Source organism: Streptomyces sp. NPDC024017 (assembly GCF_040638895.1).
Classification (GTDB): Bacteria; Actinomycetota; Actinomycetes; order Streptomycetales; family Streptomycetaceae; genus Streptomyces.
This window is the reverse complement of record NZ_JBEZYZ010000018.1, coordinates 86,053-111,038: the sequence shown is the minus strand read 5'-3', so window position 1 is coordinate 111,038 and position 24,986 is coordinate 86,053. Positions and strand designations below refer to the sequence as shown.

Genomic DNA, 24,986 nt, shown 5'->3' with positions numbered 1-24,986 from the left:
GTGCGCTTTCTGTCAGGACCGCGTCAACACTATGGCCGGAAACGGTTCGTTGTCCGGAAGTTCATGTTCGCTATACGGACGGTTCGCTGTCCTCGGGCAGGTCACCGTGCCAGGAGTGCCGCAGCGCCGGGTAGGCCCACCTCCGCCGCCCTACGCCAGACTGTCCCGCCAGGCCCGGTGCAGATCCGCGAACCTGCCCGTACCCGCGATGAGTTCGGCCGGTTCACCGTCCTCCACGATCCGGCCGTCCTCCATCACCAGGACCCGGTCCGCGATCTCGACGGTCGACAGCCGGTGCGCGATGACCACGGCCGTACGGCCCTTCAGCACCGTCGTCATGGCCCGCTGCACCGCACGCTCCCCGGGGACGTCCAGCGAGCTGGTCGCCTCGTCGAGGATGAGCACCGCCGGGTCGGCCAGCAACGCCCGTGCGAACGCCACCAGTTGCCGCTGCCCGGCGGAGATGCGGCCGCCCCGCTTGCGTACGTCGGTGTCGTAGCCGTCGGGCAGGGCGCTGATGAAGTCGTGCGCGCCGATCTCCTTCGCCGCCTGCTCCATCTCCTCGCGGGTGGCGTCCGGGCGGCCGATCGCGATGTTGTCGGCGACCGTGCCGGAGAACAGGAACGACTCCTGCGTCACCATGACCACCCCGCGCCGCAGCTCGGGCACGGCGAGGTCGCGCAGATCGACACCGTCCAGCAGCACCCGGCCGCCCGAGGGGTCGTAGAACCGGGCCAGCAGCTTGGCCAGCGTCGACTTGCCGGCGCCCGTGGAGCCCACGACCGCGACGGTCTGCCCCGCCGGGAGGGTGAGGTCGAACGCGGGCAGCACCTCGCCGCCGGTGCGGTAGCCGAAGCGGACGCCGTCGAAGACCACTTCGCGACCGGGGTACTCGCTCCGCAGCGGCGGGAGCTGCCGGGGAGTGGCCGGCTCGGGGACCGACGGGGTCTGGGCGAGCAGACCGGCGATCTTCTCCAGGGAGGCCGCCGCCGACTGGTAGGAGTTCAGGAACATCCCGAGCCGGTCGATGGGGTCGTACAGCCGCCGCAGGTACAGCACGGCCGCCGCCAGCACACCGAGGGCCAGCGTGCCGTCCGCGACCCGGTAGGCGCCCCACAGCACGATCGCCGCGACCGCCGTGTTGGCGACCAGCCGCGAGCCGGTGACGTAGCGGGCCATCTCCAGCAGCGCGTCGCCGTTGACCCGTTCGTGCCGCCGGTTGAGCACGCCGAAGTCCGCGTCGTTGGCGGCCTCGCGGCGGAAGGCGCGCACCGGGCGGATGCCGTTCATCGTCTCGACGAACTTGACGATGACGGCCGCGATGGCGGTCGACCGAGCCCGGTACACCCGGCCGGCCCGCCGCTGGTACCACCGCACGAGCGCGTAGAGCGGCACCAGCGACGCCACCGCCACGCCCCCGAGGCCCAGGTCGAGCCAGAGCAGCATCACCGAGATGTAGACGAAGGACAGGATGACCGTCACGAGCTCCTGGAGGCCCTCGTCCAGCAGTTCGCGCAGCGACTCCACGTCGGTCGTGGAGCGGGAGATGAGCCGGCCCGAGGTGTAGCGCTCGTGGAAGTCGACGCTCAGCGCCTGCGCGTGGCGGAAGATCCGGCCGCGCAGATCGAGCAGCACGTCCTGGCTGACCCGGGCCGCGGCGGCGACGAACGCGAACTGCAGCCCGCCCGCGGCCAGCGCGCACCCCAGATAGCCGACGCCCACCGCGATCAGCGGCCCGTGGTCCTGCGCCCGGAACGCCGGCACGGCACGGTCGATGGCGTACGCCACGAGCAGCGGGCCCGCCTGCACGACCGCCTGCTGGAGCAGCAGCAGGACCGTCGTGACCGTGACCCGCGCCTTCATGGGAGCGAGCAGGGAGCGCAGCAGGGCTCCGGTGGCGCCCGGCGGTGTGGGCAGGACGTCCCGGTCGAAGGGGTCGCCGGTGGCGGTGGGCGGGTCGTCGAGTCGGTTGTCGGGCCGGTCGTCGGGCCGGTCGTCGGGTTGGCTGTCGGCCGGTGCGCCGGTGGCCGCCGTCATCGTGCGCCCTCCTCTTCCCCTGACATCAGATGCGCGTACTCGGCGTTCGTACGCAGCAGTTCGTGGTGGGTGCCGACCGCGGCGATCCGGCCGCCGGACAGCAGCGCGACGCGGTCGGCGAGCAGCACGGTGGACGGGCGGTGCGCCACGATCAGGGCGGTGGTGTCCGCGAGGACCTGCCGCAGGGCGGCCTCCACGGCGGCCTCGGTGTGCACGTCCAGGGCCGACAGCGGGTCGTCCAGGACGAGGAACTCCGGCTGTCCGACGACGGCCCGGGCGAGCGCGAGGCGCTGGCGCTGACCGCCGGAGAGGCTGAGGCCCTGCTCGCCCACCTGGGTGTCCGTCCCCTGCGGCAGGGCGTGCACGAAGTCGGCCTGGGCGACGGCGAGCGCGCGCTCCAGGTCGGCGGTGCCGGCGGTGTCCTTCGCCCCCATGAGAACGTTGTCGCCGACCGCGGCCGAGAACAGCGTGGGCTCCTCGAAGGCCACGGCGACCTTGGCGCGCAGCGCTTGTCTCGACAGGTCCGTGATGTCGACGCCGTCGAGGGTGATGCGGCCCGAGGTCAGTTCGTAGAGGCGGGGGATGAGCGCGGTGAGGGTGGTCTTGCCGCTGCCGGTGGCGCCGACCAGGGCCATGGACTCGCCCGGGCGGATGTGCAGGTCGATGTGCCGGAGGACGGGCGGGGTGTCGGGCGGGGCGTCGGGGTAGCGGAACCGCACGTCGTGGAAGCGCAGCCCCCTGTCCCGGACCTTCGCCGAGCCGGTGCCGGGGGCGGCCGTGGCCCCCTCCACCTCCTCGTCCATCACCTCGAAGTACCGCTCCGTCGCCGTCGCCGCCTCCTGGCTCATCGCCAGCAGGAACCCGATCGACTCCACCGGCCACCGCAACGCCAGCGCCGTCGACAGGAACGCCACCAGCGTCCCCGCCGACAGGGCACCGTCGGCCACCTGGACGACTCCCACCACCAGCGCCGCCCCGATCGCCACCTCCGGCAGCGTCACGATGACGCCCCAGATCGTCGCCAGCAGCCGCGCCTTGCGCAGTTCCGTGCCGCGCAGCGTCGTCGACAGGTCCCGGAACGCCCGCGCCTGGCTCCGGTGGCGCCCGAAGCCCTTGATGATGCGGATGCCGAGCACGCCCTCCTCGACGACCGTGGTCAGGTCGCCGACCTGGTCCTGGGCGCGGCGGGCCACCTTGGCGTAGCGCTTCTCGAAGATCACGCAGGTGACCATGACGGGGACGGCGGGCCCGAGGACGACCAGCCCCAGCGTCCAGTCCTGGAGCAGCATGATGATCACGCCGACGAGGATCGTCACGCCGTTGACCAGGAGGAACGTCAGAGGGAAGGCGAGGAACATGCGGAGCAGCATCAGGTCCGTCATCGCCCGGGACAGCAACTGCCCCGAGGCCCACCGGTCGTGGAAGGCCACCGGCAGCCGCTGGAGGTGCCGGTACAGAGCCGCCCGCATCGACGCCTCGACGTGCGAGAGCGGACGGGCCACCAGCCACCGCCGCAGCCCGAACAGCAGGGCCTCCGTGAAGCCGAGCAGCAGCAGGTACAGCGCGCCGAGCCACACCCCCGCCGGATCCCGGTCGGCGATCGGCCCGTCCACCATCCACTTCAGGACGAGCGGGATCACCAGGCCCACGCAGGAGGCGACTATCGCGACGAGCGCGGCACTGAACAGCCGCACCCGCACGGGCCGCACGTACGGCCACAGGCGCAGCAACGTACGCACGGCGGAACGGTCCTGGGCGGGGGCGGGTGTCGTGGCCATCAGCAGCGAGCCTACGGATCGCCACTGACACTGCCCACCGAGTTTCCGCCGGACCCGGACCGGCCATGGGACCTACGACCTGGGGGTACCTCCCTGCTCCAGCGCCGCCGAGAGCTCGGAGGGCGACGGGTCGTACGGTGGCGTCAGCCGATCGGTTGATGTCCGTTCGAGTGACGGTGGCCTACGACCCGACCCGGGGGATCCTCGGCTGGGCCGGGCCCCGGTCTAGGCCGGGTAGGGCAGCAGGGTCCGGTCGACCTTCTCCCACGCGGCCTTCAGCTCGGCCAGCAACTCCGGCCGGTCCGGGGCGAGATCGGCCTGCTCGCGCTGGTCCTCGGCGAGGTTGTACAGGTGGTCGGTGCCCTGCGCGTCCCGGTAGTACTTCCAGTCGCCGCGCCTGAGCGCCCGGTTGCCCCGCACCCGCCAGAACAGATCCCGCTCGGGCAGCTCCTCGCCCCGCAGCAGATACCCGGCGAGGCTGGTGCCGTCCAGCGGGTACGCGGGGTCGGGCCGGGCACCGGCCAGTTCCAGCAGGGTCGCGGTCCAGTCGGGGGAGAAGCTGGGCTCGTGACTGACCTGCCGGCCGTCGATCCGGGCGGGCCAGCGCAGGATCGCGGGCACCCGGATGCCACCCTCCTGGAGGGAGAACTTGCCGCCGCTGAGCGGCCACAGGTACGACCAGCGCTCGCCGCCGTTGTCGCTTGCGAACAGCACGACGGTGTCGTCCTCCTGCCCGGAGCGGCGCAGCGCGGCGAGCACCTCGCCGACGGCCGCGTCCAGGCTCTCCACCATCCGCGTGTACGTGGCGACCGAGCCGCCGTCGTAGTGGTTCAGCGCCTTGCTGACCTCGGCCTGGCTCTTCGCCGCCCTGATCTTCGCCGCGATCCCGGCGGCGGTCTCCTCGTCGCCCTCGGCGAGCCAGGGCCAGTGCGGGGTGGTGAAGTTGAGGTTGAGCAGCCAGGGCCGGTCGTGGTCCCGGCGCACGTACTCCACGGCCCGCTCGGTGAGGACGGTCGTGTAGTACCTCAGGTCCTTGTACTCGGCGTCGCCCTCGTAGAGGTCGTACTCGCCGAGTTGGCCGAGCTTGGAGTAGTACTCCAGCACGCCTCCGAAATTCCCGAAGAACTCGTCCCATCCCGACTTGGTGGGGCTGAAGTCGGGCAGCCAGCCGCAGTGCCACTTGCCGATGAGCGCGGTGTCGTAGCCCGCCTTCTTCAGCAGGGAGGCGAGGGTGGGGTGGTGCGGGTCCAGGCCCTGCGCCCTGTTGGCGATCGGCTCGGCGAGTCCGCCCTTCGTACGGCCCGGATAGCGGCCGGTGTACAGGCTGAACCGGGTCGGGGAGCAGGTCGAGGAACCGGAGTAGGCGTCCGTGAAGCGCACGCCCTGGCGGGCCAGCCGGTCCAGGTTCGGCGTCCTGATGTGCGGGGCGCCGTAGGAGGACAGGTCGGCCCAGCCGAGGTCGTCGCCCAGGATGACGAGGATGTTGGGACGCCGTCCGGAGGCGGCTGAGGGGCGGGCCCGGAAGGGGCGTTCGACGGGAGCCGCCTCGGCGGCGCCGGTCGTGCCGGCGACGGCGCCCACGGCACCACCGCCGACGAGAGCACCGAGGGCACGACGGGATATTTCGGGCATGCGGAGGTCCTGGAGGTCCGAGAGGAGGAGGGGGAGAGGAGTCGCGGCTCAGCATGGACGCTGCCAGCGGTCCGGCAGCGGGGTCAAGAAGATCCCCGCCGTGTTCACGGACCCGCAACGAGCCGCAACAATGCCCTGGCCGGCGACCGACGCCTCAGCCCGTCACCCGCAGCAGCAGTACCGCCCGCGCCGGCATCGTGATCTCCGTGCCCGCTCGGTGCTCCACCCCTGGCGCCTCCCCCTGCTCCTCCAGGCTCGTGTCGACGACGACCTCGTAGCGCTCCGCCCAGGGCGGCCCCGGCAGCGTGAAGCTCACCGGCCCCTCGCCCGCGTGCAGTACGGCCAGGAAGCTGTCGTCGAGGATCTGCTCCCCGCGCTCGTCCCGGCCGGGAATGTCCCGCCCGGACAGATACATGCCCAGCGTGGCGGCGGGCGCGTACCAGTCCTGCTCCGTCATCTCCGTGCCCCGGGACGTGAACCAGGCCAGGTCGCGCAGCCCGTCCGCGGTCTGGGCCCGGCCCGAGAAGAACGCCCGGCGCCTGAGCACCGGGTGGCGGTGGCGCAGCTCGATCAGCCGGGAGGTCAGCGCGAACAGGGCCTGCCAGCCCGGGTCCTCCAACAGCTCCCAGTCCAGCCAGCTGATCTCGTTGTCCTGGCAGTAGGCGTTGTTGCTGCCGCGCTGGGTGCGGCCCAGTTCGTCGCCCGCGACCAGCATGGGCACGCCCGTCGACAGCAGCAGGGTGGTGAGGAGGTTCCTGAGCTGCCGCCGCCTCAGCGCCCGTACGCCCTCGTCGTCCGTCTCGCCCTCGGCGCCGCAGTTCCAGGCCCGGTTGTCGTCCGTGCCGTCCCGGTTGCCTTCGCCGTTGGCCTCGTTGTGCTTGCGCTCGTAACTCACCAGGTCGCGCAGGGTGAACCCGTCGTGCGCGGTGATGAAGTTGACCGACGCGTACGGCCTGCGCCCGCCCCAGGCGTACAGGTCGCTGGAGCCCGACAGGCGGTAGCCCATCTCCCGTACGTCCGGCAGCGCATGGCGCCAGAAGTCCCGCACGGCGTTGCGGTACCGGTCGTTCCACTCCGTCCACAGCGGGGGGAACGCCCCCACCTGGTAACCGCCCGACCCCACGTCCCACGGCTCGGCGATCAGCTTCACCCGGCGCAGCACCGGGTCCTGGGCGATGACCGCCAGGAACGGCGAGAGCATGTCGACGTCGTGCATGGAGCGGGCCAGCGCCGCCGCCAGGTCGAAGCGGAAGCCGTCCACGCCCATCTCGGTCACCCAGTACCGCAGCGAGTCCGTGATCAGGCGCAGCACATGCGGCTGGACCACGTGCAGGGTGTTGCCGCAGCCGGTGTAGTCGGCGTAGCGGCGGGGGTCGTCCTGGAGGCGGTAGTAGCCGCGGTTGTCGATGCCCTTCAACGACAGCGTCGGGCCGAGCTCGCCCGCCTCCGCCGTGTGGTTGTAGACCACGTCGAGGATGACCTCGATCCCGGCCGCGTGCAGGGCGCGCACCATCCGCTTGAACTCACCGACCTGCTGGCCGGTCGTCCCGGAGGCCGCGTAGGCGGCGTGCGGGGCGAAGTAGCCGACGGAGTTGTAGCCCCAGTAGTTCTTGAGGCTTCGCCGCAGCAGGTGGTCCTCGTGGGCGAACTGGTGCACCGGCAGCAGCTCCACCGCCGTCACCCCCAGCTTGACCAGGTGCTCGATCGCCGCCGGGTGCGCGAGGCCGGCGTAGGTGCCGCGCAGCTCCTCGGGGATGCCCGGGTGCAATTGCGTGAAGCCCTTGACGTGCAGCTCGTAGATCACCGAGTCGGCCCAGGGCGTCTTCGGCCGCCGGTCGTCGGCCCAGTCGTCGTCATCGTGGACGACGACGCCCTTCGGGACGTGCGGCGCCGAGTCCCGGTCGTCGCGCACGGTGTCGGCGACATGCTGCTGCGGCCAGTCGCGGACGTGCCCGTACACCTCCGGCGGCAGACTGAAGTCGCCGTCGACCGCACGCGCGTACGGGTCGAGGAGCAGTTTCGCCGGGTTCCAGCGGGCGCCGGTCCACGGGTCCCAGCGGCCGTGCACCCGGTAGCCGTAGCGCTGCCCGGGCAGCACGCCCGGGACGAAGCCGTGCCAGATCTCGTGGGTCAGCTCGGCGAGCCGGACCCGGGACTCCTTGCCCGACTCGTCGAAGAGGCACAGCTCGACCCCCTCGGCCCCGCCCGCCCACAACGCGAAGTTGGTGCCCGCCACCCCGTCCGGGCCGACCCGGAACCGGGCGCCCAGCGGTGTCGGCGCACCCGGCCACGCGGGCATGGCGGGGGGCGGCGCGGCCCGCCGTGCGCCGTTCACGGCGGCGGCCTGGCGCCCGTTCCCGGTGGCCTGACGACCGGCCACCGCCTCCTGCTCGGCTGCGCTGGACACCTGTCAGCCTCCCGCGGCTCATGGAACGACGGGGGACAGAGGGGTGCGGCCTGTGCTGCGGCCCGGGTCGCGGCTCCCCTGCGCGTCGTCCTCCCCACTGTTCTGCCCAGAGCGTGGGTCGCACTCACGTTTCCCCGGGGGCGGGCATGGTCGTTTCCCGGGGACACGGCCGGTCGTTGGGCACCTCGTGAGGCACGTACAAGGGCGCGCGCGGCGCGCGAGGGCCGCGCTGGCCGCCGTAGTGACATGGGCAGGGCTCCTCGCCGGGGCCACGGGCTGTACCTCGGACGACGCGGGCGGGATCGCCGGGGCGTTCGGCGCGCCCCCGGCGCCCGAGGACGTCATCAAGGTCTCGCCCGACGACGGCAGCAGGGGAGTGCGCCCCGGGAAGAAGCTGCGGGTGCGCGTGCCCGACGGCCGGCTGGAGAAGGTGAAGGTCGTCAGGTCGCAGGACGCCCAGGAGTCCCAGGTGCCCGGCCACCTCTCCGCCGACGGCCTGACCTGGGAACCCGACGACAAGCGGCTCGCGCTGGCCGCCAAGTACAGGATCGACGCGGTGGCCGTGGACGGCGACGGACGCCGCTCGGCCCGGCACACCACCTTCACCACCTACGTCCCCGAGGAACGCTTCATCGGCTACGTCACCCCGGAGAACCGCGCCACGGTCGGCACCGGCATGATCGTCTCCCTGGAGTTCAACCGGGAGATCGCCGACCGCGCCGCCGTCGAACGCGCGGTGCGGGTCACCGCCCGTCCGGCCGTCGAGATCCGCCCGCACTGGTTCGGCAGGACCCGCCTCGACTTCCGACCCGAGGACTACTGGAAACCCGGCACCCAGGTCACCGTCGCCCTGCGCCTGCGCGACGTCGAGGGCGCGCCCGGCGTCTACGGCCTGCAGCACAAGACGTTCTCCTTCACCGTCGGCCGCAGCCAGGTCTCCGTGGTCGACGCCGCCGCGCACTCCATGGAGGTCCGGCGCGACGGCGAGCCCCTCGCCACCGTGCCCGTCACGGCCGGCGCGCCCGGGAACACCACGTACAACGGCAAGATGGTGGTGACCGAGATGCTCGACGTCACCCGGATGAACGGTGCCACGGTCGGCTTCAAGAAGCGCGACGGCAAGGGCGAGTACGACATCCCGGACGTCCCGCACGCCATGCGCCTGACCACCTCCGGCACCTTCCTGCACGGCAACTACTGGGCGCACCGCACCGTGTTCGGCCGCACCAACGTCAGCCACGGCTGCATCGGACTGCGCGACGTGAAGGGCGGCGGCTCGGACACCCCGGCCGGCTGGTTCTTCGACCGCAGCCTCATCGGGGACGTCGTCGAGGTCGTCAACAGCAATGACAAAAAGGTCTCTCCCGACAACGGGCTCGGAGGATGGAATATGGGCTGGAATGCATGGAAGGCGGGCAGTGCGGTGAAGTAGCCGGACAGGGGGGCGGATTGACCCGGCGTTCCGTTGGGACCGAACGGTGACAATCGCGGGCCGCCGGTGCCCGGTGCCTTGTGGTTAATATGCGCCGACGCGCGGGGGACGCGCGGGGTGCGGGCCTGACCAGGCCCTGGGAGGGGAGAACCACTTGAACGGGCGACCGATATCGGGGGCGTCGGTTGGGCGCAGGAACGGAGCGCTCGCGCTGATGGCCGGCGCGCTGCTCGTCGCCGTCACGGCGTGTGGCGGCGGGGGGACCGGCTCCGGTTCCGGCGAGGGAGACAAGGGCAAGAACGGGGACACCGCGCAGAGCAAGCAGTCCGAGGCGATCGTCGGCATCACGCCCAAGGACGGAGCCAAGTCCGTCGACACGAGCGGTGCGCTGAAGGTCACCGCCTCGAAGGGGAAGCTGACCGAGGTCGAGGTCAAGGACAGCAAGGGCAAGAAGGTCGACGGCGAGATATCCGGGGACGGCGCCAGCTGGACGCCGTCCACCCACCTGGCCGGCGCCACCAAGTACACGGTCCACGCGGTCGCCGAGGACTCCGAGGGCCGCACGGCGGCGGAGGACGCGGACTTCACCACGCTGACCCCTCAGAACACCTTCATCGGCACCTTCACCCCCGAGGACGGCTCCAAGGTCGGCGTCGGGATGCCGTTCTCCATCCGCTTCTCGCGGGGCATCACCAAGCCGGAGGACGTCGAGAAGGCCATCCGCATCAAGACGGAGCCGGCCGTCGACGTCGAGGGCCACTGGTTCGGCAACGACCGTCTCGACTTCCGCCCCGAGAAGTACTGGAAGCCCGGCACCAAGGTGACCGTCGACCTGAACCTCGACGGCGTCGAGGGCCGCTCCGGCGTCTACGGCGAGCAGGACAAGACGGTGAAGTTCACCGTCGGCCGCAACCAGGTCTCCGTCGTCGACGCCAAGAAGCTGACGATGAAGGTCATGCGCGACGGCAAGGTCATCAAGACCATCCCGGTCACCACCGGGAAGCCCGGCATGGAGACCTGGAACGGCCAGATGGTCATCAGCGAGATGCTCACGGTGACCCGGATGAACGGCGAGACGGTCGGTTACGGCGGCGAGTACGACATCAAGGACGTCCCGCACGCCGTCCGCCTGACCACCTCCGGCACCTTCCTGCACGGCAACTACTGGGCGGGCGGCGCCTTCGGCAACTACAACGCCAGCCACGGCTGCATCGGCCTGCGCGACGTGCGGGGCGGCTGGGACAAGAAGGTGCCGGCCGCGTGGTTCTTCAACCACTCGATGGTCGGTGACGTGGTGGTCGTCAAGAACTCCGAGGACCGGACCGTCGCCCCGGACAACGGGCTGAACGGCTGGAACATGTCGTGGGAGAAGTGGAAGAAGTAGTCCTCCGCTGCTGACAAGAGGGCCCCGGTGTGACGGACCGCACCGGGGCCTCAGCCGTTAGTCATGGTTAACCTGCTGCCTATGACCGTCTCTCTCGAAGTCGCTGAAGGCGTCGGCACGCTCCGTCTCGACCGCCCGCCCATGAACGCGCTGGACATCGCCACGCAGGACCGGCTGAAGGAACTCGCCGAGGAGGCCACGCGCCGCGAGGACGTCCGGGCCGTGGTGATCTACGGCGGCGAGAAGGTGTTCGCGGCCGGCGCGGACATCAAGGAGATGCAGGCGATGGACCACACCGCGATGGTCCTGCGCGCCCGCGCCCTGCAGGACTCGTTCACGGCGGTGGCCCGGATCCCCAAGCCGGTCGTCGCGGCCGTGACGGGCTACGCGCTGGGCGGCGGCTGCGAACTCGCCCTGTGCGCGGACTTCCGCATCGCCGGGGAGAACGCCAAGCTCGGCCAGCCGGAGATCCTGCTCGGCCTGATCCCCGGCGCGGGCGGCACCCAGCGCCTGGCCCGCCTGGTCGGCCCCTCCAAGGCCAAGGACCTCATCTTCACGGGCCGGATGGTGAAGGCCGACGAGGCCCGCGAGATGGGCCTGGTGGACCGGGTCGTCCCCGCCGACGAGGTGTACGCGCAGGCGCACGCCTGGGCCGCGAAGCTGGCGCAGGGACCGGCGCTCGCACTGCGCGCCGCGAAGGAGTCGATCGACACGGGCCTGGAGACGGACATCGACACGGGCCTCGCGATCGAACGGAACTGGTTCGCGGGCCTGTTCGCCACCGAGGACCGCGAGCGCGGGATGCGCAGCTTCGTGGAGGAGGGACCGGGCAAGGCGAAGTTCCTCTGAACATCCCTCCAGGGGCTTGCAATTGACACGATGTCTGACCCGGGGTCCCTCGATGGGGCGGTTTATGGCAGCCTTAAGACAGCCTTAAGCATGCCGAAGCGGGAGAGTCCGTCGATTGCCCCGGAACAAGACGTTCCAGCAGGTCGGACGGGGTGTGGGCGACTCCGAAGTGCCGTTGGCATATGACGGACGCCCGCCGGTTCACCGCCCGTTCCCGGGGGCGTATTCCCCGGGAACGCCCCCGTCGGGCGCTCCGGGCGGCCATGATGGGGGCATGGCGGGGCTGGAGGGTACGGAACAGCCGCGGGGACACGCACATGCGGCCGCGGCGCGCTGGTCGCCGACCGTCGAGGACGAACACGCGCTGAAGGCGCTCGAGTTGTACGGCAACCCGACGGAGGCAGAGGTTCCACTGCCGTCCCGCCCCGAGTCCGCGGCCACCGCGAGACGGCTCACCCAGGTCGTCGTGCTGCGCCAATGGGGGCTCACCCCCAAGACCACGGAGGACGCGGTCCTGCTCGTCTCCGAACTGGTCGGCAACGCCGTACGCCACACCGGCGCCCGCGTCTTCGGGCTGCGTCTGCACCGGCGCCGCGGCTGGATCCGCGTCGAGGTCCGCGACCCCTCGCGCGGGCTGCCGTGCCTGATGCCCGTCCAGGAGATGGACATCAGCGGCCGCGGCCTGTTCCTCGTCGACAAGCTGGCCGACCGCTGGGGAGTCGATCTGCTGCCCCGGGGCAAGACGACCTGGTTCGAGATGCGGGTCGCCGACCGCTGAGCGCGCGCGGTGCCTCACCCGGTCGCCGGACGGACGAATCACGGGTTTCCCCGCGAGACGCCCCTTAAATGGTGCAATGCACCGCCATCTCGTCAAGAGCGCCCTGGTCGCGGGTGCCGCCCTCGCCGTCCTCGCCGCCTGTGGCACCGGAAGCGGGGAACGGACCTCCGAGTCGCGCGGCACCAAGGCCGCCGTGCCCGCCCCGCCCGAGAAGAAGCCCGTGAAGGGCCTGCCCGGCATGCCGCCCGTCCTGGACCCCGAGGACGTGTACGCCGCCGACCGCCCGAACATGCTGTCCCCGGTGGTCAAGGACTTCCCGTCCCGGGTCTACGTCCCCAACACCGAGTCCGACACGGTCTCCGTCATCGACCCGAAGACGTACGAGGTCACCGAGACGATCCCCGTGGGCCGGCAGCCCCAGCACGTCGTGCCCTCCTGGGACCTGAAGACGCTCTGGGTCAACAACAACCGCGGCCACACCCTCACCCCGATCGATCCGAAGACCGGCAAGGCGGGCAAGGAGGTCGAGGTCCACGACCCGTACAACCTCTACTTCACGCCCAACGGCAGGTACGCCGTCGTCATGGCCTCCCTCGACCGCGAGCTGGTGTTCCGCGACCCGCACACCATGGCGGTCAGGAAGACCGTCCCGGTGTCCTGCTACGGCGTCAACCACGCCGACTTCTCCCTCGACGGCCGCTACTTCATCGTCTCCTGCGAGTTCAGCGGCGAACTGCTGAAGGTCGACACCGAGAAGATGAAGGTCGTCGGGCAGCAGCGGCTGCCGTTCGAGGGCGCCATGCCGCAGGACGTGAAGGTCTCGCCCGACGGCAAGAGGTTCTACATCGCCGACATGATGGCCCACGGCATGTGGGTGCTGGACGGCGACAAGTTCACCGAGCCCACCCTGATGCCCACCGGCAAGGGCTGCCACGGCCTCTACGTCAGCCGGGACTCGCGCGAGATGTACGTGTCCAACCGCGGCGAGGGTACGGTCTCCGTCTTCGACTTCACACAGAACAAGCTGACGAAGAAGTGGGACCTGCCGGCGGGCAGCAGCCCCGACATGGGCGGCGTCTCCGCCGACGGCAAGGTGCTGTGGCTGTCCGGCCGCTACGACGCCGAGGTGTACGCCATCGACACCCGCACCGGCACCCAGCTCGCCCGCATCCCGGTCGGCAGCGGCCCGCACGGCCTGGCGGTCTACCCGCAGCCCGGACGCTACTCGCTCGGCCACACGGGCATCTTCCGGTGACGCTCATCCGCCGTCCACACAAGGGAAGTTGACACGCCCTGATCGAGTGAGGGTCCCCGTTCCGCCGCGGCGCAGCCGCGATCGTGCCGTGCATGACCACTCTTCGCCTGCGGCGGCGGGCCGCTGCCGCCGCACTCTGTCTCGCCGCCGTCCTCACGACCACGGGTGCCGCGCCCACCCAGGCCCCGGCTGCCGCCGCCCCCGCACCGGCCGCCTGCCCCGTCCAGTTCGACGACAAGGTCAAGGCCGCCGCCGACCGCCGGGTCGACGTCGGCCGCATCACCCCCGACCCGTCCTGGCGCACCACCTGCGGCACCCTCTACCGCGCCGACGGCCGCGGCCCGTCCGTCGTCTTCGAGGAGGGCTTCCTCCCCAAGGACGTCGTGAACGGCCAGTACGACCTGGAGAAGTACGTCCTGGTCAACCAGCCGTCCCCGTACGTGTCGACGACGTACGACCACGACCTGTTCAAGAAGTGGAAGTCCGGCTTCAACTACTACGTCGACGCCCCCGGCGGCATCGACGTCAACCAGACCATCGGCGACACCCACAAGTGGGCCGACCAGCAGGAGGTCGCCTTCCCCGGCGGCATCGCCCGGCAGTACGTCATCGGCGTCTGCCCGGTCGACAAGCAGACCAGGACCGAGATCATGAGCGAGTGCGAGAGCAACCCGCACTACCAGCCGTGGCACTGAGCAGCACCTCCGAGCCCACGGGACGGTAGCCGCAGGACCCACCGTGCTCCGCGAGGAGTCGCCTGGGTGGTCGCCGCGCTGGCGGCTCGCACGGCCGGTTAATCTGACCTGCGTCAGACCTGCGTCAGCAAGACGTACAGCACGAGATGAGGGGCGGATCGGTGGCGGACATCGAGGAAGCACGCAAGCAGTTCGAGCGGATCGATACGGACGGTGACGGATACATCACCGCTGCCGAGTTCAAGGCCGCCCTGGCCCGGTCGGGCGACTGGAACGTCACCGAGTCGGTCGCCGAGGTCGTCATCAAGACCCGCGACCTCGACGGCGACAAGCAGTTGAGCTTCGACGAGTTCTGGGCCTACCTGAACAAGTAGGCGTCCGGTTCGCCGGATTGCCGAGCGAAGGGGCCCGGTCCACGATCCTCGGACCGGGCCCCTCGCCATGCCCGGAGTGCGTCCCGAGCTCGGAATAGCGCACCCGCCCCGGAGGTTGACGCTGCTCGCGAAGGCTCACGAGGCGCTGTGCATCTCCGGAAGGACGAGGCGAGGACATGAAGATCGGCATCATCGGAGCGGGCAACATCGGCGGTAACCTGACCCGGCGGCTCACCGCCCTCGGCCATGACGTGGCCGTCGCCAACTCCCGAGGCCCCGAGACGCTCACGGCCCTGGCGGAGGAAACGGGCGCGACGCCCGTGACGGTCGGGGAGGCGGCGCGGGACGCCGAGATCGTCGTCGTCACCATCCCGCTGAAGGCGGTCCCGGACCTCCCGTCCGGCCTGTTCGACAGCGCGGCGGACGGCGTCGTGGTCATCGACACCGGCAACTACTACCCCCGGCAGCGGGACGGCAGGATCGCCGCGATCGAGGACGACGGCCTCACCGAGAGCCGCTGGACGGAACGCCAGATCGGCCACCCGGTCGTCAAGGCCTTCAACGGCACCTACGCCCAGGACATCCTGGAACGCCCGCTCCCGGCCGGCGACCCCGACCGCATGGCCCTCCCGGTGGCCGGCGACGACGAGCCGGCCAAGCGCAAGGTACGGGACCTCATCGACGCCCTCGGCTTCGACACGGTGGACGCGGGCGGCATCGACGACTCCTGGCGCCAGCAGCCCGGCACCCCGGTCTACGGCCTGCGCGCCGGCGTCGAAGCGGTCACGAAGGCCCTGGCGGAGGCGTCCCCGGAGCGCACACCGGACTTCCGGGGCTAGAGCCCGTCGCCCGTCCGCGTCAGGCGTCCTCGGCCCACTCGCGCAGCGCGGCCTTGCTCCCGAAGTCGGCCACGTTCTTGTCGAGGGGGTCGTCGGTGTACTGGTGGAAACGCCACTTGGCCTTGATGCGGGGCTTTCCGGCGCTCACGTAGTCGGCGATCCACAGCGCGTCCCCCGCATAGGACGTCGTATCGACGTTGAGCCAGAAATGCCGGTTGCAGTAGAGCACCACCTGGTTGTTCGGCCGCAGATCCTTCAGCTTGCGGATGAACAGATCCTTCTCGGCGTTGCTCGCGTGCGTCCCGCTGCTGGTCGTCTCCCAGTCGACGGCGAGGATGTCGCCCGCCCGGTCGGGGGCCTTGCTGACGAAGTACTCGGCCTGGGCGGTGAGGTTGCCGGGCCACAGGAAGTGGTAGAAGCCGACGACCAGCCCGGCGTCCCGGGCCCGCTTCGTCTGGGCGGCGAGTTTGGGATTGACGTAGGAGCGCCCCTCCGTCGCCTTGACGAAGACGAAGGAGAGGCCGTCGGTGCCGTAGGAGGAGGACTGGTACGCGCTTACATCGATGCCGCGCAGCATGGGGGGCTCCCTGACGTGCCGGTGGGGGAGGGGGAGTTGGTTTCCACCACCATGGCACGGCCTGCTCTGGGCTGACGTGGAATCGTCAACTTCGGTGAGCGGAGGGTCAGCACTCGATGATGTTGACCGCCAGCCCGCCCCGGGCCGTCTCCTTGTACTTCACCGACATGTCGGCGCCGGTGTCCTTCATCGTCTTGATGACCTTGTCCAGGGACACCTTGTGGGAGCCGTCGCCGCGCATCGCCATGCGGGCGGCCGTGACGGCCTTGACCGCGGCCATGCCGTTGCGTTCGATGCAGGGGATCTGGACCAGGCCGCCTACGGGATCGCAGGTGAGGCCGAGGTTGTGCTCCATGCCGATCTCGGCGGCGTTCTCGACCTGTTCGGGCGAGCCGCCGAGGACCTCGGCCAGGGCGCCCGCGGCCATGGAGCAGGCGGAGCCGACCTCGCCCTGGCAGCCGACCTCGGCGCCGGAGATGGAGGCGTTCTCCTTGAAGAGCATGCCGATCGCGCCCGCGGCGAGCAGGAAGCGGACCACGCCCTCCTCCTTTTCCGCCTCGGAGGCGGAGCCCGCCGCGAAGTTGACGTAGTAGTGCAGGACCGCAGGGATGATGCCGGCCGCGCCGTTGGTGGGGGCGGTGACGACCCGGCCGCCGGCGGCGTTCTCCTCGTTGACCGCCATGGCGTAGAGGGTGATCCACTCCATGGCGAGGGCCAGCGGGTCGCCCTCGGAGCGCAGCTTGCGCGCGGTGTTCGCGGCCCGGCGGCGCACCTTCAGCCCGCCCGGCAGGATGCCCTCCTGGGACAGTCCGCGCGCCACGCAGTCCCGCATCACCTGCCAGATCTCCAGCAGGCCCGTGCGGATCTCCTCCTCGGTGCGCCAGGCCCGCTCGTTCTCCAGCATCAGCGCGGAGATGGACAGGCCCGTCTCCTCGGTCAGGCGCAGCAGCTCGTCGCCGGTGCGGAAGGGGTACTTCAGCACGGTGTCGTCGAGTTTGATGCGGTCCGCCCCGACGGCGTCCTCGTCGACGACGAAGCCGCCGCCGACCGAGTAGTAGGTCTTCGACAGCAGCTCCGCACCCGAGGCGTCGTACGCCCACAGGGTCATGCCGTTCGCGTGGTAAGGGAGGGCCTTGCGGCGATGCAGGACCATGTCGTCGTCGAAGGAGAACGCGATCTCGTGCTCGCCGAGGAGGTTCAGCCGGCCCTCGGTCTTGATCGCCTCCACCCGCTCGTCGGCACTCGACACGTCCACCGTGCGCGGCGAGTCGCCCTCCAGGCCGAGCAGCACCGCCTTGGGCGTGCCGTGGCCGTGCCCGGTCGCGCCGAGCGAGCCGTAGAGCTCCGCGCGGACCTGCGTGGTCGGGGCCAGCAGCTCCTCGTTGCGCAGCCGCCGGGCGAACATCCGGGCCGCCCGCATCGGGCCGACGGTGTGGGAGCTGGACGGGCCGATGCCGATCGAGAACAGGTCGAAGACCGAGATGGCCACGGGGAACTCCTGACTACGGGGTGGTGCAAGGGGCAGGGCGTCCCGCCGCACGCGGGGCGGGACGGGACGCCCTGAAAGGTTTCTTCGTTACTTGTTCAGACCCGGGTACAGCGGGTGCTTGTCGGCCAGGGCCTTCACCCGGGCCTTGAGGGCCTCCGCGTCGTAGGCCGGCTTCAGCGCCTCGGCGATGATGTCCGCGACCTCGGCGAAGTCCTCGGTCGTGAAGCCCCGGGTCGCCAGCGCCGGCGTGCCGATCCGCAGACCGGACGTCACCATCGGCGGACGCGGGTCGTTCGGGATCGCGTTCCGGTTGACCGTGATGCCCACCTCGTGGAGGCGGTCCTCGGCCTGCTGGCCGTCCAGCTCCGAGTGGCGCAGGTCGACCAGGACCAGGTGCACGTCCGTGCCGCCGGACAGGACGTCCACACCCACGGCCCGGACGTCGTCCTTCACCAGACGCTCGGCCAGGATGCGGGCACCCTCCAGCGTACGGCGCTGGCGCTCCTTGAAGTCCTCCGAGGCGGCGACCTTGAAGGCGACCGCCTTGGCCGCGATCACGTGCTCCAGCGGACCGCCCTGCTGACCGGGGAAGACAGCGGAGTTGATCTTCTTGGCCAGGTCGGCCGTGGAAAGGATCACACCGCCGCGCGGGCCGCCCAGGGTCTTGTGGGTGGTGGTGGTCACCACGTGCGCGTGCGGCACCGGGTTCGGGTGCAGCCCGGCCGCGACGAGCCCCGCGAAGTGGGCCATGTCGACCATCAGGTACGCGCCGACCTCGTCCGCGATCCGGCGGAACTCCGCGAAGTCCAGCTGCCGCGGGTACGCCGACCAGCCGGCGACGATCAGCTTCGGCCGGGACTCCTTCGCCAGCCGCTCCACCTCGGCCATGTCGACCCGGCCGTCCTCGCCCACGTGGTAGGCGACGACGTCGTAGAGCTTGCCGGAGAAGTTGATCTTCATGCCGTGGGTCAGGTGCCCGCCGTGCGCGAGGTTGAGACCCATGATGGTGTCGCCCGGCTTGAGCAGCGCGAACATCGCGGCCGCGTTGGCCTGGGCGCCCGAGTGCGGCTGGACGTTGGCGTGCTCGGCGCCGAACAGTTCCTTGATGCGGTCGATCGCGATCTGCTCGACCACGTCGACGTGCTCGCAGCCGCCGTAGTAGCGCCGGCCCGGGTAGCCCTCGGCGTACTTGTTGGTGAGGACCGAGCCCTGGGCCTCCATGACCGCGACCGGGGCGAAGTTCTCCGAGGCGATCATCTCCAGCGTGGACTGCTGGCGGTGCAGCTCGGCGTCGACCGCGGCGGCGACCGCCGGGTCGAGCTCGTGCAGGGGTGTGTTCAGGACGGACATACGACTCCCTCAGCCCGCGGAGAACGCGGTGTACTCGTCGGCGGAGAGCAGGTCGCCCGGCTCGTCCGAGACCCGCACCTTGAACAGCCAGCCGCCCTCGAAGGGGGCCGAGTTCACCAGCGACGGGTCGTTCACGACGTCCTCGTTGACCTCGGTGACCTCACCGGAGACGGGGGAGTACAGGTCGGACACCGACTTGGTCGACTCCAGCTCGCCGCAGGTCTCGCCGGCGGACACGGAGTCACCGACCTCGGGAAGCTGGACGAACACGACATCGCCGAGCGCGTTGGCCGCGTGCTCCGTGATGCCGACCGTCGAGACGCCGTCCGCGGCGGCCGACAGCCACTCGTGCTCCTTGCTGTAGCGCAGCTCTTTGGGGTTGCTCATGGCCTGGATTCTCCTGTACGCGCGGGAGTGCTGTGGAAGGGGGGACTGCTGGTGAGCTGGGACGACGGGCACGGGGTCGCTGCCGCGACCCTCCGGCCAGTGTCTACTTCTGGCGCTTGTAGAACGGCAGCGCCACGACCTCGTACGGCTCGTGACTGCCCCGGATGTCCACGCCCACGCCGGCCGTGCCGGGCGCGGCGTGCGCCGTGTCGACGTACGCCATCGCGATCGGCTTGCCGAGGGTGGGGGAGGGGGCGCCGGAGGTGACCTCGCCGATCACCTCGCCGCCGGCGACGACCGCGTACCCGGCGCGCGGCACCCGGCGGCCCTCGGCGACGAGCCCGACCAGCACGCGCGGCGGGTTCTGCTCGGCCCGGGCGGCGGCCTCGCGCAGGGCCTCGCGCCCCACGAAGTCGCCCTCCTTCTCGAACTTCACCACCCGGCCGAGCCCGGCGTCGAAGGGGGTGAGGGAGGTCGACAGCTCGTGCCCGTACAGCGGCATGCCCGCCTCCAGGCGCAGCGTGTCGCGGCAGGACAGCCCGCACGGGACCAGCCCGACGCCCTCGCCGGCCTTGGTCAGGGCCTGCCACAGCTCGACGGCGTGCTCGGGCTTCACGAACAGCTCGAAGCCGTCCTCGCCGGTGTAGCCGGTCCGGGCGATCAGGGCCGGGACGCCCGCCACCGTGCCGGGCAGCCCGGCGTAGTACTTCAGGCCGTCGAGGTCGGCGTCGGTCAGGGACTTCAGGATCCCGGGGGACTCGGGTCCCTGGACGGCGATCAGCGCGTAGGCGTCCCGGTCGTCGCGCACCTCGGCGTCGAAGCCGGCGGCGCGCTCGGTCAGCGCGTCCAGGACCACCTGGGCGTTGGAGGCGTTGGCGACGACCATGTACTCGGTCTCGCCCAGCCGGTAGACGATCAGGTCGTCCAGGATGCCGCCGTCGGCACGGCAGATCATGGTGTAGCGGGCCCGGCCCGGCTTCACGCCGCCGATGTTGCCCACCAGGGCGAAGTCGAGCAGGGCCGCGGCCTGCGGGCCGGTGACGGTGATCTCGCCCATGTGGGAGAGGTCGAAGAGGCCGGCCTTCGTGCGCACGGCAGCGTGCTCGTCGCGCTCGGAGCCGTAGCGCAGGGGCATGTCCCAGCCGGCGAAGTCGGTCATCGTCGCGCCGAGCGAACGATGCAGGGCATCGAGCGCGGTGTGACGGAGTTCTCCTGTACTGCTCACGGTCGGTCGTCTCCCAGGGCATGACGGGCGAGGTCGTTCCTCCCCATCTGTCATCGGAACCTGAGAGGTTCGCCATGACCGCACGGGTCGATGGCTTGCACCTTGGGTGGAGCCGCATCCCCGTCGAGGACAGGGGCGACCCGCTTTTCAGATGTGCCTCGCCCGCGCGGTAACGGGGCCTGAGAGATTCAAGGGAGGGACTTGCTCCTTCGGCGCCCCAGCGTCAGCGGTGCTGGGAACTCTCCCGCGCGGATTCAAACGGCCGGTATGCAGTTGGCGCGCACATCATTGCACGCATCCTTCCGGCGTGGCAGGGGGACCTTTCACAGGGAGTGCACGAGTCCCGCGCGCCGGACACAGCGACCTGTAGCAGCCCTGTTGCAGGACCAGCACGTAAATGAGAGGCCTGCGGCATTACCTTTTCTTTACACTCGGCGGGGATGGGACTCCGTACCTGGCCCCAGGGGAGGACGATCACGGTGAACAGGACCACCGCGTACGCGACGACGGGCATCGCGCTGCCCGAGCAGCCGGCCGCAAGGGCCCGGGCGGTCCGTGCCCCGGTGCCGGCGCCGGCACCGGTCGTCCGCGATCTGCGCGACCGCGCCGGCCACAGCCCGCACGCCCTGCTGTTCGGCCCCCGCGACCTCGTCGTGGTCACAGGCCTGCCCGGCAGCGGCAAGTCCACGCTGATGCGGCGCACCGTGCCGGGCCGGCGCATCGACTCCCAGGACACCCGCGACCGCTGGGCCGGGCGCATGCCGCGCGCCCTGCCGTACGCGCTCTACCGCCCCCTCGTCCGCCTCGCCCACTACGCCGGGCTGCGCCGCGCCCTGCGCACGGGAGAGGCCGTCGTCGTGCACGACTGCGGCACCCAGGCCTGGGTCCGCCGCTGGCTCGCCCGCGAGGCCCGTCGCCGGGGCGGCACGCTCCACCTGCTCCTCCTCGACGTCACTCCCGAGCAGGCCCTGGCCGGCCAGCGCGACCGCGGCCGCGGCGTCTCGCGCTACGCGTTCCTGCGCCACCGCGCGGCCAGTACCCGCCTCCTGCGCGCGGTGGAACGCGGCGACCTCCCCAGCGGCTGCGGCTCGGCCGTCCTCGCGGACCGGGACGCGGCGAACACCCTCCACAGAATCGGCTTCACGGGCTGACGGGCCGGGCCGGGCCCGGCCGTCCGCGGTCGTGCACCGGGGCTCGTGCGCTGACCCGGGCCCGGGCTCGGGTCAGCGAGCACCCGGCCCGGCGCGGCGTATCCGCACGTTCGGCAGTCCGCGGCTCGGTCTCCAGGGCCGGACGCCCGCATCCGCCGCCCTCACCCCACCGCGCCGCCCTCACCACACCGCCGTCCACTGCCCGGCCTCCCCGCGTCCGTCAGCCGTTAGCCTTTTGAGCCACAGCAGTGGTTCCAGGCAGGCGGTAGGCAGATGGACATCCCGGCGGACTTCTCCGCGGACTTCCCGGCGCAGACGCAGACCCACCCGCACGGCGGTTGGCCCGGCAACGAGCTGGAGGAGGTGCTCTCGGCCTCCCTCGGCGCCGGACCGGCGGCCGGCGGGCGCATCGTCGAGGTGCTCGGCCGGAGCTTCGTGTGGATCCCGCTCCCCAGCGGCGGCGGCCCGCACAGCGGCCCCCTCGACCTGCCCGGCATCGAGATCGACGGTCAGGCGTTCGTGCCGGTGTTCAGCTCCGAGGAGCAGTTCCGCCAGGTCGTCGGCTCCCACATGTCGTACACCATCGCGCCCGCCGTGGAGTTCGCCCGCGGCCTGCCCCCGCACGCGGGGATAGCCATCAACCCGGGCGGTGTGGTCGGCATCCCGCTGCCGCCGCCCGCCGTGGCGGAACTGTGCCGGGCCGGCCGGACCCCGCTGGACGGCCCCGCGAGCGGCGGCCGGGTCCGCCTCTTCGAGCCCGACTGGCAGGACGACCCGGTGGAGTTCCTCGCCGCGGCCTCCGCCGAGTTCGAGGCGACCGGCGTCGTCGTCACGGCCCGCCGCTGCCTCGCCGCCATCGAGACCGCCGACCCCGTGATGTTCGTGGGCGTCGAACTCTCCCAGTGGGAAGGCGACCTGCGCGCCCTCCCCCTGGAGGCCCTCGCCCGGGCCGTCACCGCGTCGCCGGCCCCCTGGCCGGTCAACCTGGTGCTCCTGGACGTCGCGGAGGACCCGGTGGGCAACTGGATGAGGGACCGGGTCCGGCCCTTCTACCAGCGATAGGGCGACGCACCGAAGGGGCGCGCGGAACTGCGCGAGAACCACACACAGCCCGCACCCGCACGGCGGCATCAGGTCCCGAGTCGGTGGGCGGGCTTAAGCTAGGTCACCGTCGAGGCGTTGTACGAAGGGGCGGTAAAGGTGAGCGCGAGCGGCACGGCCGCGGCCGGACAGGTCGAGCACATGCTGCGCCAGGTCACGCCCGGGCGTTACGACGCCTACGAGGCACTCCTGCGCGCGCTCGCGACCCCGCACACCGGCCAGATCTGGATGCTCCTGTGGCACGGCCAGGCCGGCTCCCCGGACGCCCAGTACGGAAACATGGACGTCGACGGCTGCGGCTACGCCCCCTGCGTGACCTCCGCCCAGGAGCTCTCCGCCAGTGGCTGGAACCGCAGTTACGAGGTGGTCGACGGGGTCGACGTGGCCCGCGCCCTCTTCCCCGACCACTACGGACTCTGGCTCAACCCGCACGCCCCCGGCGGCGGCGTCGGCATCCCCTGGCTCGACCTGCGCCGGATCGCCACCGGCCTGGACCGCCAGCCCGCCGGCCCCCTGCGGCTGTCCGAACCCGCCATCGAGATCCCGCAGTTCTACGCCCTGCTCGCGCAGAACGCCCACCGCACCCCGGCCGTCCGCTCGCTGCGCCGCGCCTGGGTGCAGCCCGCGCTCGGGGCGCCGTACCTCGCCATCGGACTGGATGTGTACGACACCTCGCCGTCGGCCGTGGACTCCGTGCGCGCGATGATGCAGCAGTCCCTCGGCGCCGTGCCGGACGGGCTCCCCGTGTCGACCGTCGCCATGTCCGACGAGCACGACCCGGTCGCCATGTGGCTGCGGGCGAGAGCCCGCCCCTTCTACGACCGCGAGGCCCACGCCACCGCCCCCGTCCAGGCCCCGGCCTCCGGCTACGGCTACCCTCCCGTCCAAGGCCGGTACTGACCGGCTGGAAGTCGTCCCCGCAGTCCCTCCCGTACCACCCCTCGAACGCGACAATCGCTCAGCTCTCCGCGCGTAGATAGGGGTGGAAAGTGCGTGGATGTCCTAAAATGCCCCTGTCGTAGCGCGTCCGACCCGCGTTACCCGTTGTCCGGATAACGGAACCCCGCAGACAGCATCACGTTTACGCATCCTTTCACCGCCAAGTCTGGCAACAGATCGCCAAAGCGTTGAAGACTCCCCGCAAGACACGGGCCGGGTCGGTCTCGTGTACGAGACAAACAAAACCGCTACAGCGGCAGCCAGGGGCTCGGCGATCGCCGGGTCGAGAGGGGTCAATCGCACCGTGACCGCACCGATCGAGACCACCGGGGCGGAAGCCGGAGCACAGCCCGAGGCCGTGCTCTCCGGGGTCAAGAAGAGCCAGATCGAAGGGCGCTCGCTCACCCAGATCGCCTGGATGCGCTTCAAGCGGGACAAGGTGGCGATGGCGGGAGGCGTCGTCGTCATCCTGCTCACGCTGATGGCGGTGTTCTCCAAGCCGATCCAGTGGATCTTCAACCTCGATCCCAACAAGTTCAACCAGGACCTCATCGACCCCGCGCTGCTCGCCCCCAAGGGCGGCTGGGGAGGAATGAGCTGGGACCACCCGCTCGGCGTGGACCCCCAGTACGGCCGCGACATGCTCGCCCGCATCATCGACGGTTCCTGGGTCTCCCTCCTGGTCGCGGGCGGCGCCACGCTGCTGTCCGTGTGCCTCGGCACCGTGCTCGGTGTCGTCGCCGGGTACTACGGCGGCTGGATCGACAGCGTCATCAGCAGGCTGATGGACACCTTCCTGGCCTTCCCCCTGCTGCTGTTCGCCATCTCGATCTCCGCCTCGGTGCAGGACGGGTTCTTCGGTCTCGAAGGCCTGTCCCTGCGCATCTGCGTGCTGATCTTCGTGATCGGCTTCTTCAGCTGGCCGTACATCGGCCGCATCGTGCGCGCCCAGACGATGACCCTGCGCAAGCGGGAGTTCATCGAAGCCGCCACGAGCCTCGGGGCGCGCGGCCCGTACGTCCTGTTCCGGGAACTGCTCCCGAACCTCGTCGCACCGATCCTCGTCTACGCGACGCTGATCATCCCGACGAACATCCTGTTCGAGGCCGCGCTGAGCTTCCTCGGCGTCGGTATCGCTCCGCCGCAGGCTTCCTGGGGCGGCATGCTCAGCAACGCTGTGGATCTCTACACGGCTGATCCGCAGTACATGTTCGTGCCCGGACTGGCGATCTTCATCACCGTCCTGGCCTTCAACCTGCTGGGTGACGGGCTGCGTGACGCCCTCGACCCTCGCAGCAAGTGATCCA

20 protein-coding genes, 1 pseudogene and 1 riboswitch are annotated in these 24,986 nt (G+C 70.9%); of the genes and pseudogenes, 12 read left to right on the top strand and 9 right to left on the bottom strand.

Annotation, left to right across the window (positions count from 1 at the left end; all coding sequences use genetic code 11):
* Positions 1-150: 150 nt before the first annotated feature.
* The 4 genes from AB0G20_RS36170 to glgX all read right to left on the bottom strand — a co-directional run bounded on the left by AB0G20_RS36170 (position 151) and on the right by glgX (position 7,854).
* On the bottom strand, positions 151-2,037 hold the full coding sequence (locus AB0G20_RS36170; protein WP_361310183.1) for an ABC transporter ATP-binding protein: 1,887 nt from the start codon (positions 2,035-2,037) through the stop codon (positions 151-153).
* Complete coding sequence (locus AB0G20_RS36165; protein ID WP_361310181.1) at positions 2,034-3,815, bottom strand: ABC transporter ATP-binding protein; 1,782 nt, start codon at positions 3,813-3,815, stop codon at positions 2,034-2,036. The genes AB0G20_RS36170 and AB0G20_RS36165 overlap by 4 nt, the downstream gene beginning before the upstream one ends.
* A gap of 225 nt (positions 3,816-4,040) precedes the next feature.
* Positions 4,041-5,447, bottom strand: a complete 1,407-nt coding sequence (locus AB0G20_RS36160) for a sulfatase-like hydrolase/transferase (RefSeq protein WP_361310179.1) — start codon at positions 5,445-5,447, stop codon at positions 4,041-4,043.
* Between the two features lie 154 nt (positions 5,448-5,601).
* Complete coding sequence (gene glgX, locus AB0G20_RS36155; protein WP_361310177.1) at positions 5,602-7,854, bottom strand: glycogen debranching protein GlgX; 2,253 nt, start codon at positions 7,852-7,854, stop codon at positions 5,602-5,604.
* 187 nt (positions 7,855-8,041) lie between these two features.
* On the opposite strand from glgX, the gene AB0G20_RS36150 reads away from it, so the two are divergent.
* The 8 genes and pseudogenes from AB0G20_RS36150 to AB0G20_RS36115 all read left to right on the top strand — a co-directional run.
* A complete protein-coding gene (locus tag AB0G20_RS36150; protein ID WP_361310174.1) occupies positions 8,042-9,286 on the top strand; it encodes an Ig-like domain-containing protein in 1,245 nt (414 codons plus the stop codon).
* A 214-nt stretch (positions 9,287-9,500) separates the two neighbouring features.
* On the top strand, positions 9,501-10,670 hold the full coding sequence (locus tag AB0G20_RS36145; RefSeq protein WP_361310171.1) for an Ig-like domain-containing protein: 1,170 nt from the start codon (positions 9,501-9,503) through the stop codon (positions 10,668-10,670).
* An 81-nt stretch (positions 10,671-10,751) separates the two neighbouring features.
* Positions 10,752-11,519, top strand: a complete 768-nt coding sequence (locus AB0G20_RS36140) for an enoyl-CoA hydratase-related protein (protein WP_361310169.1) — start codon at positions 10,752-10,754, stop codon at positions 11,517-11,519.
* Positions 11,520-11,688: 169 nt separating this feature from the next.
* Positions 11,689-12,297, top strand: coding sequence for an ATP-binding protein (locus AB0G20_RS36135; RefSeq protein ID WP_361310209.1), 609 nt, complete (start codon positions 11,689-11,691; stop codon positions 12,295-12,297).
* 76 nt (positions 12,298-12,373) lie between these two features.
* On the top strand, positions 12,374-13,552 hold the full coding sequence (locus tag AB0G20_RS36130) for a hypothetical protein (protein ID WP_361310166.1): 1,179 nt from the start codon (positions 12,374-12,376) through the stop codon (positions 13,550-13,552).
* 92 nt (positions 13,553-13,644) lie between these two features.
* Positions 13,645-14,247 carry an ADP-ribosyltransferase gene (locus AB0G20_RS36125; RefSeq protein ID WP_361310163.1) on the top strand — a complete coding sequence of 201 codons (603 nt, stop codon included), beginning with the start codon at positions 13,645-13,647 and terminating at the stop codon, positions 14,245-14,247.
* Positions 14,248-14,408: 161 nt separating this feature from the next.
* Positions 14,409-14,621, top strand: coding sequence for an EF-hand domain-containing protein (locus AB0G20_RS36120; RefSeq protein WP_361310160.1), 213 nt, complete (start codon positions 14,409-14,411; stop codon positions 14,619-14,621).
* A gap of 164 nt (positions 14,622-14,785) precedes the next feature.
* Positions 14,786-15,460, top strand: a pseudogene (locus AB0G20_RS36115) (NAD(P)-binding domain-containing protein); the annotation flags it as partial.
* Between the two features lie 19 nt (positions 15,461-15,479).
* Here the strand turns inward: AB0G20_RS36115 and AB0G20_RS36110 are convergent.
* The 5 genes from AB0G20_RS36110 to gcvT all read right to left on the bottom strand — a co-directional run bounded on the left by AB0G20_RS36110 (position 15,480) and on the right by gcvT (position 20,488).
* Positions 15,480-16,037 carry a glycoside hydrolase family 25 protein gene (locus AB0G20_RS36110; RefSeq protein ID WP_361310157.1) on the bottom strand — a complete coding sequence of 186 codons (558 nt, stop codon included), beginning with the start codon at positions 16,035-16,037 and terminating at the stop codon, positions 15,480-15,482.
* Between the two features lie 106 nt (positions 16,038-16,143).
* A complete protein-coding gene (locus AB0G20_RS36105) occupies positions 16,144-17,526 on the bottom strand; it encodes an L-serine ammonia-lyase (protein WP_361310154.1) in 1,383 nt (460 codons plus the stop codon).
* 87 nt (positions 17,527-17,613) lie between these two features.
* Positions 17,614-18,876 carry a serine hydroxymethyltransferase gene (gene glyA, locus AB0G20_RS36100; RefSeq protein WP_361310151.1) on the bottom strand — a complete coding sequence of 421 codons (1,263 nt, stop codon included), beginning with the start codon at positions 18,874-18,876 and terminating at the stop codon, positions 17,614-17,616.
* A gap of 9 nt (positions 18,877-18,885) precedes the next feature.
* Positions 18,886-19,263 (bottom strand): glycine cleavage system protein GcvH, encoded by a 378-nt coding sequence (gcvH, locus tag AB0G20_RS36095; protein WP_361310149.1) that lies wholly within the window; start codon positions 19,261-19,263, stop codon positions 18,886-18,888.
* Between the two features lie 103 nt (positions 19,264-19,366).
* Entirely contained in the window at positions 19,367-20,488 is a 1,122-nt protein-coding gene (gene gcvT, locus AB0G20_RS36090; protein WP_361310147.1) for a glycine cleavage system aminomethyltransferase GcvT, read from the bottom strand.
* 157 nt (positions 20,489-20,645) lie between these two features.
* A riboswitch (glycine riboswitch) is annotated at positions 20,646-20,745 on the bottom strand.
* Positions 20,746-20,967: 222 nt separating this feature from the next.
* Here gcvT and AB0G20_RS36085 point away from each other — a divergent pair.
* From AB0G20_RS36085 to AB0G20_RS36070, 4 genes are all read left to right on the top strand, one after another.
* Positions 20,968-21,639: an AAA family ATPase gene (locus AB0G20_RS36085; RefSeq protein WP_361310145.1), complete on the top strand. Its 672-nt coding sequence runs from the start codon at positions 20,968-20,970 to the stop codon at positions 21,637-21,639.
* A gap of 273 nt (positions 21,640-21,912) precedes the next feature.
* Positions 21,913-22,701 carry an enhanced serine sensitivity protein SseB gene (locus tag AB0G20_RS36080; RefSeq protein ID WP_361310143.1) on the top strand — a complete coding sequence of 263 codons (789 nt, stop codon included), beginning with the start codon at positions 21,913-21,915 and terminating at the stop codon, positions 22,699-22,701.
* A gap of 138 nt (positions 22,702-22,839) precedes the next feature.
* Positions 22,840-23,640 (top strand): enhanced serine sensitivity protein SseB C-terminal domain-containing protein, encoded by an 801-nt coding sequence (locus AB0G20_RS36075; RefSeq protein ID WP_361310141.1) that lies wholly within the window; start codon positions 22,840-22,842, stop codon positions 23,638-23,640.
* Positions 23,641-23,983: 343 nt separating this feature from the next.
* On the top strand, positions 23,984-24,982 hold the full coding sequence (locus tag AB0G20_RS36070; protein WP_361310139.1) for an ABC transporter permease: 999 nt from the start codon (positions 23,984-23,986) through the stop codon (positions 24,980-24,982).
* Positions 24,983-24,986: the final 4 nt, after the last annotated feature.

What these genes read in the sequence shown, in the direction of transcription:
- AB0G20_RS36170 (WP_361310183.1), bottom strand. Translation starts at nt 2,037, where the DNA reads ATGACGGCGGCCACCGGCGCACCGGCCGACAGCCAACCCGACGACCGG.
- AB0G20_RS36165 (WP_361310181.1), bottom strand. Translation starts at nt 3,815, where the DNA reads ATGGCCACGACACCCGCCCCCGCCCAGGACCGTTCCGCCGTGCGTACG.
- AB0G20_RS36160 (WP_361310179.1), bottom strand. Translation starts at nt 5,447, where the DNA reads ATGCCCGAAATATCCCGTCGTGCCCTCGGTGCTCTCGTCGGCGGTGGT.
- AB0G20_RS36145 (WP_361310171.1), top strand. Translation starts at nt 9,501, where the DNA reads ATGGCCGGCGCGCTGCTCGTCGCCGTCACGGCGTGTGGCGGCGGGGGG.
- AB0G20_RS36140 (WP_361310169.1), top strand. Translation starts at nt 10,752, where the DNA reads ATGACCGTCTCTCTCGAAGTCGCTGAAGGCGTCGGCACGCTCCGTCTC.
- AB0G20_RS36130 (WP_361310166.1), top strand. Translation starts at nt 12,374, where the DNA reads ATGCACCGCCATCTCGTCAAGAGCGCCCTGGTCGCGGGTGCCGCCCTC.
- AB0G20_RS36125 (WP_361310163.1), top strand. Translation starts at nt 13,645, where the DNA reads ATGACCACTCTTCGCCTGCGGCGGCGGGCCGCTGCCGCCGCACTCTGT.
- AB0G20_RS36110 (WP_361310157.1), bottom strand. Translation starts at nt 16,037, where the DNA reads ATGCTGCGCGGCATCGATGTAAGCGCGTACCAGTCCTCCTCCTACGGC.
- glyA (WP_361310151.1), bottom strand. Translation starts at nt 18,876, where the DNA reads ATGTCCGTCCTGAACACACCCCTGCACGAGCTCGACCCGGCGGTCGCC.
- gcvH (WP_361310149.1), bottom strand. Translation starts at nt 19,263, where the DNA reads ATGAGCAACCCCAAAGAGCTGCGCTACAGCAAGGAGCACGAGTGGCTG.
- AB0G20_RS36080 (WP_361310143.1), top strand. Translation starts at nt 21,913, where the DNA reads ATGGACATCCCGGCGGACTTCTCCGCGGACTTCCCGGCGCAGACGCAG.